At 39.9% G+C, this 12,088-nt stretch carries 7 protein-coding genes; 5 read left to right on the top strand and 2 right to left on the bottom strand.

Translation table 11 applies throughout. The features are described 5' to 3' along the window. The first annotated feature begins 4 nt into the window (after window positions 1–4). The 3 genes from NMU02_RS05295 to kbl are packed head-to-tail and all read left to right on the top strand — an operon-like array spanning window position 5 to window position 4,558. Window positions 5–2,356 (top strand): GH92 family glycosyl hydrolase, encoded by a 2,352-nt coding sequence (locus NMU02_RS05295; RefSeq protein ID WP_255026328.1) that lies wholly within the window; start codon window positions 5–7, stop codon window positions 2,354–2,356. Between the two features lie 42 nt (window positions 2,357–2,398). Next, entirely contained in the window at window positions 2,399–3,352 is a 954-nt protein-coding gene (locus NMU02_RS05290; protein WP_255026327.1) for an NAD-dependent epimerase/dehydratase family protein, read from the top strand. 12 nt (window positions 3,353–3,364) lie between these two features. Beyond that, the gene (kbl, locus tag NMU02_RS05285) at window positions 3,365–4,558 is read left to right on the top strand and encodes a glycine C-acetyltransferase (protein WP_255026325.1); all 1,194 of its coding nucleotides are present in this window, start codon (window positions 3,365–3,367) and stop codon (window positions 4,556–4,558) included. A gap of 77 nt (window positions 4,559–4,635) precedes the next feature. Here the strand turns inward: kbl and NMU02_RS05280 are convergent, their stop codons facing one another. Then, complete coding sequence (locus NMU02_RS05280) at window positions 4,636–5,742, bottom strand: ROK family protein (RefSeq protein ID WP_255026324.1); 1,107 nt, start codon at window positions 5,740–5,742, stop codon at window positions 4,636–4,638. A 19-nt stretch (window positions 5,743–5,761) separates the two neighbouring features. Continuing rightward, a complete protein-coding gene (locus NMU02_RS05275) occupies window positions 5,762–7,495 on the bottom strand; it encodes a class I mannose-6-phosphate isomerase (protein WP_255026580.1) in 1,734 nt (577 codons plus the stop codon). A 209-nt stretch (window positions 7,496–7,704) separates the two neighbouring features. On the opposite strand from NMU02_RS05275, the gene NMU02_RS05270 reads away from it, so the two are divergent. Both NMU02_RS05270 and NMU02_RS05265 read left to right on the top strand, forming a co-directional pair. Continuing rightward, window positions 7,705–8,430, top strand: coding sequence for a GntR family transcriptional regulator (locus NMU02_RS05270; RefSeq protein ID WP_255026577.1), 726 nt, complete (start codon window positions 7,705–7,707; stop codon window positions 8,428–8,430). A gap of 418 nt (window positions 8,431–8,848) precedes the next feature. After that, the gene (locus tag NMU02_RS05265) at window positions 8,849–12,064 is read left to right on the top strand and encodes a GH92 family glycosyl hydrolase (RefSeq protein ID WP_255026323.1); all 3,216 of its coding nucleotides are present in this window, start codon (window positions 8,849–8,851) and stop codon (window positions 12,062–12,064) included. The last annotated feature ends 24 nt before the right edge of the window (window positions 12,065–12,088 follow it).

Below are 12,088 nucleotides of genomic sequence, written 5' to 3'. Positions count from 1 at the left end.
AATTATGGTGCTATTTAAATTTAGACATATAATTATCGGTGCTCAGGTGCTTTTGTTGAGTGCCTGTACCGGAACTCGGGGAACCGAAACGGCTGCGGCTGAAGAAGACTTGATACAATATGTAAATCCCATGATCGGTACTTCTGGTTTCGGGAATGTTTATCCTGGTTCACAGATTCCCTTTGGAGGAATACAAATGAGCCCCGATACCGATTTCGATTATTACGATGCCGCTTCGGGTTATAAGTATAATCACATGACTTTACTCGGTTTTAGTCTTTCTCATTTGAGCGGAACGGGAATCCCCGATTTGGGGGACTTCCTTTTTGTTCCGGGAACAGGGGAGATTAAGTTTACTCCGGGTACACATGAAAATCCCGATTCGGGATATCGTTCCCGTTATTCACATGACAAGGAATGGGCTTCCCCCAATTATTATGGGGTAGATTTACTCGATTATGGTGTAAAAGCCGAAATGACTTCGGGGTTACGTAGCGGTATATTCCGTTTTACGTATCCGCAGAGCGATAGTTCTTTTATTATGATCGATCTTAACCATACACTGTGGCAATCTTGTGAATGGGCGAATGTGCGTATCGAAAACGACTCAACGATTACCGGTTATAAATTGGTAAAAGGATGGGGGCCGGAACGCCACATTTATTTTGCAGCAGTATTCTCTAAACCTTTGGATCAGGCCGGTATAATGTTGAATAATTCTCCGGTGATTTATAATACCAATCGTTTCCGCAGTTCGAAAGAAACTTGGGGTAAGAATGTAAAATTCTGGATGCGGTTTAAGACCGACGATAAAGAACCGGTGTATGTGAAAACTGCGATTTCGGGAGTAAGTACAGCTTCTGCTTTGGCAAATATGAAAGAGCTCGACGGTGAGAATTTCGAATCGCTGAAGGCAAAAGGGGAAAAACTTTGGAATAAAGAATTGAATAAATTCTCGATAAAAGGAAATAAAAAACAGAAAGAAACATTTTATACTTCGGTTTATCATGCATTCCAGCATCCCTTTATATTCCAGGATTCTGATAATCGGTATCGTGCACTCGATAAGAATATCGATACGGCCGAAGGCTTTACCAATATGACGGTATTCTCTTTATGGGATACTTATCGTGCTTTACATCCGTTATTTAATCTGGTACAGCAGGGGGTAAACGCCGATATTGCCAATTCTATGCTCGCGCATTACGATAAAAGCGTTGAACATATGTTGCCGATTTGGTCGTTCTACGGAAACGAAACTTGGTGTATGATCGGTTATCATTCGGTATCGGTATTGGCTGATATGATTATGAAAGACGTAAAAGGATTTGATTATGAAAGGGCATACGAAGCGATGAAACGTACAGCCATGAATCCTAATTACGATTGTCTTCCCGAGTATGATTCTTTGGGATGGGTTCCTTTCGATAAAGAAAAAGAATCTGTTTCGAAAACACTCGAATATGCTTATGACGACTATTGTATCGCACAAGCTGCTAAAAAATTGGGTAAGAAGGAAGATTATGAATATTTCTTGAATCGTTCTCTTTCCTATCAGAATCTGATCGACCCGGTTTCTAAATATATGAGAGGCCGAGATAGTAAAGGTGAATGGCGTACACCATTTGCTCCGATAGCTTATCAGGGCCCTGGTTCTGTAAACGGTTGGGGAGATATTACCGAAGGATTTACAATGCAGTATACTTGGTATGTACCTCATGATGTACAGGGATATATCAATGCGATGGGAGAAGAACATTTTGCCGCCCGACTCGATTCTATGTTTATAATGGAGTTGCCCGACGATATTCCCGGTGCACATGATATACAGGGGCGTATAGGTGCTTATTGGCATGGCAACGAACCCTGTCATCAGATTACGTATTTGTATAATTACTTGAAACAACCGTGGAAATGCCAGAAATGGGTACGTACGATTGTTGATAATTTCTATGGTAATGAACCCGGATCTTTGAGTGGTAATGACGATTGCGGGCAAATGTCGGCTTGGTATATCTTTAACTGTATGGGATTCTATCCGGTAGCGCCATCCAGCAATGTCTATAATATCGGTTCTCCGGCACTCGAGGCTGTTACGATGAGAATGAGCAATGGAAAGGTAGTAGAAGTGACTACCGAAAATTGGTCGGAAAAGAATGTATATGTAGATAAAGTATTCCTGAATGGAAAGGAACTCGATAGATCGTATTTTACTTACGACGATATAAAAGACGGTGCGAAGATACGTTTTGTAATGAGTTCTACTCCAAATCTCAAACGTGGTGTATCGGATGGTTGTGTCCCCCCATCGTTGAGTAACTCCGGTGAAACATTGCTTTACACAAAAAACAAATAATAATAAAAGAAACAGGATAATAATATCCTTAAACTTGGTAAAATGAAGAAGATACTTGTAATTGGAGCCACAGGCCAGATCGGATCTGAGTTGACCGTAAAACTGCGCTCTCTCTATGGTGGTGACAATGTGGTAGCCGGACACATTGCCGGAATTTCCATCCCAGAATGTTTACGTGATGGTGGGCCTCTGGAAGAAGCCGATGTTTTGAATACTAAACAAATTGCGGCAATTGTCGATAAATACCACATCGATAGTATTTTTAACCTGGCGGCGATTTTGTCGGCTCAAGCCGAACAACGTCCCGTATTGGCATGGAACATACAGATAAACGGAGTGTTGAACTTACTCGAAATTGCCCGTGAAAAGAATTGTGCGGTATTTACACCCAGTTCTATCGGAGCTTTCGGACCGTCTTCACCCAAAGATAAAACTCCGCAGGATACGATACAGCGTCCACAAACGATTTATGGGGTGAGTAAAGTAACCTGTGAACTGTTGAGCGATTATTATTTCCATCGTTTTGGTGTAGATACGCGTTCGGTACGTTTCCCAGGACTTATTTCCTATGTGACACCTCCGGGAGGTGGAACGACCGATTATGCTGTCGATATTTATTATTCGGCTGTGAAAGGAGAGAAATTTTATACTCCTGTTAAGGCCGGCACGTTTATGGATATGATGTATATGCCCGATGCTTTGCATGCGATCGTTATGCTGATGGAAGCCGATCCTGCTAAGCTGATACACCGGAATTCGTTCAATATCGCTTCGATGAGTTTTGATCCGGAGATGATTTATGCTGAAATTAAAAAACATTTTCCTACATTTGAAATGGAATACCGAATAGATGCTTTGCGTCAGAGTATTGCCGATTCGTGGCCTAACTCACTCGATGATACCTGTGCCCGTGAAGAATGGGGATGGAAGCCCGAGTACGACCTGTCTTCTATGACGGTAGATATGATAAAACATTTAAAATTAAAGAATCTTTAATACCAGTATCTTATGTTTGGAAAAATGAAAGAACACCTTTCGGCTGAACTCGGGTCGATTAAGGAAAACGGTCTTTACAAGAATGAGCGTACGATAATTACCCCCCAAAGTTCTGCCATACAGGTAGCTGAGCGTAAAGGAACAGTGTTGAATTTTTGCGCGAACAATTATCTGGGTTTGTCCGATAATCCCCGTCTTATAAAAGCGGCGAAGGAAATGATGGATAAGAGAGGATACGGTATGTCTTCGGTTCGCTTTATCTGTGGTACACAAGATATCCACAAAGAACTCGAAGCTGCGGTTTCCCGTTATTTTAAAACGGAAGATACGATTTTATATGCGGCTTGTTTTGATGCTAACGGGGGCGTATTCGAGCCTCTCTTCACCGAAGAAGACGCTATTATCTCCGATTCGTTGAATCACGCTTCTATTATCGATGGTGTGCGTCTTTGCAAAGCAAAACGATATCGTTATGCAAATGCCGATATGAATGATCTCGAGCGTTGTTTGAAAGAAGCTCAGGCTCAACGTTTCCGCATCATTGTTACCGACGGAGTTTTCTCTATGGATGGAAATGTAGCTCCCATGGATAAAATTTGTGACTTGGCTGAAAAATACGATGCATTGGTTATGGTAGATGAATGCCATTCGGCTGGTGTTGTCGGTAAAACCGGTCATGGTGTAAGCGAACAGTTCGATGTTTATGGCCGTATCGATATATATACCGGTACATTAGGCAAAGCATTCGGTGGTGCTGTCGGTGGTTTTACGACCGGACGTAAAGAAATCATCGATATGTTGCGTCAGCGCTCTCGTCCCTATCTGTTTTCTAATTCATTGCCTCCCGCAGTAGTAGGAGCCGGTATAGAAATGTTTAAGATGCTTGACGAAAGTGATGAGTTGCATACTATTTTGGTAAATAATGTGACTTATTTCCGTGAGAAGATGATGGCGGCAGGCTTCGATATTAAACCGACACAATCGGCTATTTGTGCTATTATGCTGTATGATGCTAAATTATCGCAGACTTTTGCTGCCGAAATGCTCGAAGAAGGAATCTATGTGACCGGCTTCTATTATCCTGTTGTTCCTCAAGGACAAGCTCGTATCCGTGTTCAGCTGTCTGCTGCACATAAAAAAGAAGAACTCGATACTTGTATCGACGCATTTATTCGTGTTGGAAAACACTTGGGTGTTATCAAGTAATCTTCTGAGAAATTATAATACAAAAAAAGGAATCCCGAAGGATTCCTTTTTTTGTATTATAATAAAAACGGTATTTTTTATTTTTCTTCTGCGTCTATGCTGGAAAGGGCAAAAGCGTATGCTCCTAAAGAAATAGCCCTGCTCGTTCCTATTTCAGAGGTAATAACACCGATGCGCATATCTTGGAGATAAGGTACGGATTCTTTTCCACCAGGAATTTTTACCGTGTTTTCTTTCAACTCGAGAAAACGTTCGGCTTCTTCAGGATCGTCGAGATTATAAACCGAAGTTTGCATACGAGGAAAACTGTCGCCAGCAAATGTTGAAAATCTTTGTTGCATTTCTTTTACTAAAGAGGGCATAATATACCGGGATGCTCCGGTAAGCCCCCCACCGATGACAACGATTCCGTCCACGATAGAATCGGCCTGTGCAATAACGTCACCGGCAATTTCTCCTAATTCGGCAAAGCTTTCTTTGGCTGCGTTTTGGTCTCCTTTTTGAGTTCCTTCAGCGATGTCGAAGATGTCTTTAGGGGTAATTCCCGGATGTTTTTCCCCGGTTTTTTCTTCATAAACTCTTATGACTGCTCGTATGCTTACGCTTTCTTCGGCAATCATATTTTTATATTTTTTATTTCTGAAGATCCATACATCTCCGCCGCATCCGTTATCTCCGGTTAACAATATATTATTGATAACGGCACCTCCTCCGAAACCTGTTCCGAGTGTGATACCCAGTAGGTTACGGTATCTGCGTTTGTACCCGGCTTCTTCTATCTTTTTATTCAAAGAAGGCAATGCGCCTGCCAGTGCTTCACCATAAGCGAATAGATTGCCGTCATTATTGATGTAAACAGGAATATTAAACCGAGATCGTAAATACGGTCCCAGAGCAATACCGCCGCGGAAAGAGGGGAAATTGGGCAAGTCTCCTATTACTCCGTTGACATAATCTGCGGGGCCAGGGAAGGCGAAACTGATTGCTACGGGTGGAGTCGGTAAAAGTTTGATTACCGATTCGAATCCTTCGACAAGAGTTTTGAGACATTCTTGAAGATTATTTGCATGAGACGGTAATGTGATGGGGGTAACGACTTCCCGATTGGCTTGTATGGCTGAAAAAACGAAATTTGTGCCGCCTGCATCGAGAGTCATCACAATGCGTTCGTCGTAATTGTACATAGTTATAGTTTTTTGTGGTTCATATCCTTACACTGGCCTTTATCGTAGCACACATTTTACCTTTCGATACTCCGTGCGGTGTAATGGTGTATTCTCCGATATGCGCAGGAATAATGAATGTTTCGGCATAATGTACGATAAATGGCTCGAATTTTTTGCGGGGACTTTCCACGATGACTTCTTCTCCTTCTACCAGATTCAGCACATTAACGCTGTTTCCGGTATGATGAGGAGTTTGTTTGGTAAACCAATGACGACGGGTTTCTATAAATTCGTTAGGGTGTAATCCTGTTTTTTCCTCTTTCCATCCGTCTCCTTTAGCGATCTCTGTGATCTGGTTTACGAGATTGTTTTTCACATAAGCCGTATCGCGGGAAAAATCGATCACTTTTTCACCCCGTTCGATGTTAATCGGACGAGGTTTTCCGTCGAGTCCGAGTCTTTCCCAGTCCCAGAGCTTAAAGGTAAATAAATTTGGCGTAGAACTGATCTCTAAAACCATAGAATTTGCACCCGAACAGTGAATTGTTCCTCCAGGAATTAAAAAATGATCGTGTTTACGGGCTGGAAATTTGTTTATATATTTTTCTGTTTGGAAAATAGAATCTCCTTTTTGTGCAGTTTTAAGACTGTCGATCATATTTTCGGGATCGATATCGTTTTTTATTCCCAGATAAACGCATGCATCTTCTTCGGCATCGAGAAGATAATAGCTTTCGTCTTGAGTGTAGTGTATTCCGAATGCTTCGTGTGCGAATTGAGTGGTAGGATGTACCTGTAAACTCAAATTTCCACCCCCGATTGTATCGAGAAAATCGAAACGGATGGGAAATTCTTTTCCGAATCGTGCCTCTACGGCTTCACCTAATAATTTCCTGCTTTCGAGATATACTACATTTACCGATGGCATCTCGAAATTTATTCCATCTATGTTCAGGTAAAGGCTATTTTCTTCGGGAACGCAATCGAAACACCATCCGTAATTGGGCTTGTTATTCGGAAGGTCGCAGACGTCTATCATCCATTTACCGCCCCAGGGAGCAGGATCGAAGAACGGTACGACTCTGAAAGGTTTTTCGACGGTAGATTCGATTCCATTAAAAAAAGTTTTTTTATCGATCATTTTGGGATCGTCTGCAATGTGCGTATCTACCCAAAAATCTATTTTATCGTATAATGACCGCTTATATTCATCACATATTTTCCAGTCGTTGAAGTATCCTCTTTTATATTGTAGAGAAACGGCATCGGCACGGTTATCGATTCCCAATGCGTTTACTTCGTGCTTTCTGAACCGTTGTTGTATTTCCCAACGGGCCATATCGGCATATATAATAAGGTCGGCTTTTGGAATTGCATAATAGGCTCCCGTACCGAATATAATGTTTAAAGAATTTGTTTTATGTACTTTTTCCCGGGCGGTATCGAGTTTCCCGGTATCGAAGTAATCGTTTATACCCAGACAGCTTAAATGTCCGAAAAGTACATCTTCTGTCATAAAAGGGCGTGTCATTGCGTATATTTCTTCTTGCGTTTTAAAAAGATCGCGTGTATTTATGAATAATTCGGGAGATAATTTGTTTAATTCCCGTATAATTTCATTCTCGTAAATTCCCGTATAACAGTCGAAAACAATGGTGTAATTTCCGGTGTTTATATTTTTTTGTAACTCATCTATTATGTTTTCCCATCCACGAATAAGAATACCATCTACTTTTGTAGCCGGGAATTTATCGTAATTTGATTTACGTATCATAGTTTTTATTTTATATGTATGTACATTTGATAGATTGTGCAAATATACGAACAAAATCTATTAATCAAAATATTTTGTTTTAAAAGTGAGAATATATATCTTTGCAGAGGTTTAAACTTTCTGTATAATCAGATAAGGAACCTTTGTTCAGTGATATGTACTAAACAAATGATTGATAAATATATTTAATGTAATGTGTTATGAATCTGAATATTGATCACAATAGTTCTACTCCTTTGCATTTGCAGGCAGAAAGTTTGTTGCGCAAACTTATCGAAAAAGAGGAATATCAGAAGGGAAAATTATTGCCCAATGAAATAGAATTATCGGCACAATTGAATATTTCCCGCAATACATTACGCCAAGCCATTAATAAATTGGTATTTGAGGGTTTGTTGGTTCGTAAAAAAGGATTCGGCACCCGAGTTGTGAAAAAGGGTGTATTGAGCAGCGCTAAAAACTGGATGAGTTTTTCTCAAGAAATGAAGGCTTTGGGAATAGAAGTTTGTAATTTCGAATTATATATCGGACGTAAGTATCCCAGTGAAGAGGTTTGCTCTCTTTTTGAAGTTTCTCCTGAGCAAAAGTTATTAGTTCTCGAACGGTTACGGGGCAAAGTTAATTTCCCTTTCGTATATTTTATTTCTTATTTTAACCCGTCTTTAAAGCTTACTGGAGATGAGGATTTTACTCGTCCTTTATATGATATTATAGAGAAAGATAAAGGAGTAATATTAAATAAGTCTAAAGAAGAGATAAGTGCATTAGTTGCTGATTCCTTTCTGTCGGAGAAGCTCGAAATTAAAGTGGGAGATCCGGTGTTGTTGCGTAAGAGATTTGTTTATGATGTTAATAATAATCCGGTGGAATATAATTTAGGCTATTATCGAGCCGATAGCTTTACCTATATAATTGAATGCTTGAGGGACTGACTGCTCGATCTTTTCACTCCATATAAATAATAGAATTATATGGAGTTTTTTTTATGTGTGAACATAGTCTGTGAGAAGATGCTAATCTTTTATAGAATGCTGTTTCGAGTCAGATGATTAAAAAGTAATTGATATTTATTTGTCTAAATATAAATTATTTATAGTAATTGATTTTTTTTTTATTCTTAAATATTAGGGTTTCTATTTTTTTTTTCAATTAAACTTCCAATTTCTTCTAAATTCATTTGTTTGTACAATTGTATATTTTATATATTAGATAATAATATACTGAAATATAGTGCGTTATAAAAAATATAGAAAATATTTTGTAATTATTTTTTGTGTGTAATAAAAAAATAATATATTTGCAATGTTTGAACATATTAATTTTTTCGGGTACATATTATTGTATGATCTGATGAAGAGTAGTAGATACGGTATAGAAATTATAATGAGAGTAAAGAGGAAGATGATGCAACTTAATTTAAATATCATGAAAATGCGATCGGTTTTATTGGTTTGTGGTATTCTGTATTCTTGTCTGGTAAATGCAGGCATAAAAACATTATGGAATATAGGTGTAAAAAATAATTCTTCTGCAGAATTTGCTTTAGCTCCCGATAAATATAATGAATTTTTAGCAAATGATTTTGGGTATGAAGACCGATATTTTCTTGTTGGTTATTCACAGGAAAGCGAATCATTTCCTTATGTTCTTCCTGGGCCTCGTGATGTATGGGGAGGAACAGGAGGAATGGCCGGTATCAGAATAAATGATATGAATATACTTTTTGGAATTAGAGAAACTAAAAGTGAGGGTATCGCCAACTTGATCGTTCGTACTACGGATGCAGCCCGGAATAATGCGCCAGTATTGAAAGTTTTGCTTAATGGGGAGCAGATATATAATGGTGTTGTTATTGGTAAAGGAACAGAAGAAACATTAAAGAAGGGTCCGGTTGAAGGTGCCGGTTCCGAAATCAAAATATCTTTTCCGGTAGAAAAATTGAAAAAGGGAGGAAATGAAATTACTCTTACGATTTGGGAAGGTTCATGGATTATGTTCGATAACATCGAGTTGGAAGTTCCCGAAGGCTTAAAAATGATGACTGCCGAGAATCTGTTTGTTAGGAATATTTCTCCGGCAGATTATGAGCTAAAAGTATCGAAGAAACGATTTCAACCTTTGCTTGTAGATATAGAACATCTTTCGGGTAAGCCGTTATTACAGGTATATCTGGATGGAAAAAATATTTTTGAGGAAAGGCCCGATACTGGTCGTTATATTTATGAAGTACCGATGCCTGCTGTAAAAAAACAGAAAAACAGTAAATATGCCGTTTATGTAAATAGGGAATTATATCAGGAGGGGATGGTTCTTCGGTCTCCTCAGAGCATTCAAACTGCTGCAGATTATATAGATACGAGAATGGGGTCGGCTCATTCGAGATGGATGATTGCCCCCGGGCCTTGGATGCCTTTCAGTATGGTAAAACTGAGTCCCGATAATCAGAATCCCGGTTGGCAATCGGGATATCAACCTTCGATAGAATCGATCGGAACCTTCAGTCATATACATGAATGGACTATGGCCGGATTAGGACTGTTCCCGACAAATGGGAAATTGGTTACTCGGATAGGAAAAGAGAATGATCCGGACGGCTATCGATCTCGTATCGATCGATCTTCTGAAGAAGCTCCTATCGGCTATTATAAGGTAAAGCTAACCGATTACGATATTCTTGCAGAATTAACGGCGACTACTCGCTGTGGGTTTCAACGGTATACTTACCCTAAAGACGGAGGAAATGGCCGGGTTATGATCGATTTTAAAATACCGGCGGAGTATGGATATGAAGTTCTCGAGTTGCAGGTGAAGCAAGTTTCGGATTATCGCATCGAAGGATATTCGCATCAATTATCTAAAGGAGTTTGGGGAGCAGATGCCGATCAGGACTATACGTTGTTTTTTGTAATTGAGTTTGATCGCCCGATTATCAAAACCGGAGGATGGTTGAATGATATCGTAACCGAAGGCAAAGAGTTTGCGGGAAATAATTTGAAATCGGCCGGTTTGTATGTGGAATTTGATGTGAAAAAAAATCCTGTCGTCCAGCTACGTACAGGCGTGTCTCTGGTGAGTGTAGAGAATGCTTCTTTAAATCTTGAAACTGAAATAACCCAACCGTTTAACTGGAGTTTCGATGCGGTAAGAAACAATCAACTGAATGTATGGAATGATTTGTTGGAACGGGTAAAAGTAGAATCGAATGATTTTTCTGAAAAGAAACGTTTTTATAACAATATGTATCGTTCGATATGTAGTCGAAATATTTGGAGTGACGTAAATGGCGAGTGGCGGGATGCCGGTGAGAGAATACGCAAATTTGATAATCCCGATCACGTTGCTTTGGGTTGCGACGCTTTCTGGAATACTTTCTGGAACCTGAATCAGTTTTGGAATCTTGTCGTACCCGAATGGAGTAATCGTTGGGTGAATTCGCAATTAGCTATGTATGATGCAGGTGGATGGCTTGCAAAAGGTCCGGCTGGAATGGAATATGTGCCGGTGATGGTAGCCGAACATGAAATTCCGCTTATCGTAGGAGCCTATCAGATGGGAATACGGGATTACGATGTACAAAAGGCTTTTGAAGCGGTGAAAAAGATGCAGACGACATCTGCTCGAAAAGTAGATGGTGGGTTTGCCGGAAACCGAGATTTGGAACACTATCTCAAATATAAGTTTGTGCCGGCCGATTTGGGAAGGTTTTCAAATACACTCGAGTATTCTTATGATGACTGGACGGTAGCTCAGTTTGCAAAATCATTAAATAAACCGGATGAATATAAGACATTTATCGATCGGGGATATTGGTGGAAAAATGCGATCGAACCTGATAGTGGATATGCGCAGCTGAGAAATAGTGACGGATGTTTTGTAACTCCTTTCGATCCTTTTACGAGTGGACGTAATGCTCAATATGTAGAAGGGAATGCTTGGCAACTCAGCTATTTTGTCCCTCAGGATGTACCGGCTTTAATCGATATAATCGGGCGTGAAAAGTTTATAAAAAGGCTCGATTGGGGATTTCAGGTAAGCGAGTCTGTAAGATATAATGCTCCTAATGATAAATATTGGGATTATCCGGTTGTACAAGGAAATCAGCAGTCGATGCATTTTGCTTTTCTGTTCAATTGGGCAGGAGAACCCTGGCTTACGCAGAAATGGAGTCGTTCGGTAATCGACCGTTACTATGGAAAAGGAATTGGAAATGCTTATTTGGGTGATGAGGACCAAGGACAGATGAGTGCCTGGATGGTTATGGCTTCTCTGGGACTTTTCCAAACTGACGGAGGCTGTCGTGTGGATCCTGTATATGAAATAGCGAGTCCGTTGTTCAGTAAAGCGGTGATCGATTTGGGCAAACGTTTCGGAAGAGGAAATACATTTACGATAGAGGCGAAAGATGTTTCGAGAAAAAATAAATATGTACAAAGTGCGATTTTGAATGGTAAACCCTTGAATAATTTCTGGTTCCCGGCCCGGGAATTATTAAAAGGCGGTACTCTGATTCTCCAAATGGGAGAGACTCCTAATAAAAATTGGGGGGTGGGCAGGCTTCCCGATTAATTATTGACATTGATTATGGGAAGA

It is taken from the genome of Coprobacter tertius (assembly GCF_024330105.1).
In the GTDB taxonomy this organism is placed as follows: Bacteria; Bacteroidota; Bacteroidia; order Bacteroidales; family Coprobacteraceae; genus Coprobacter; species Coprobacter tertius.
Note: the sequence above shows the minus strand (reverse complement) of the source record. Positions and strands in the feature narration are given on the sequence as shown.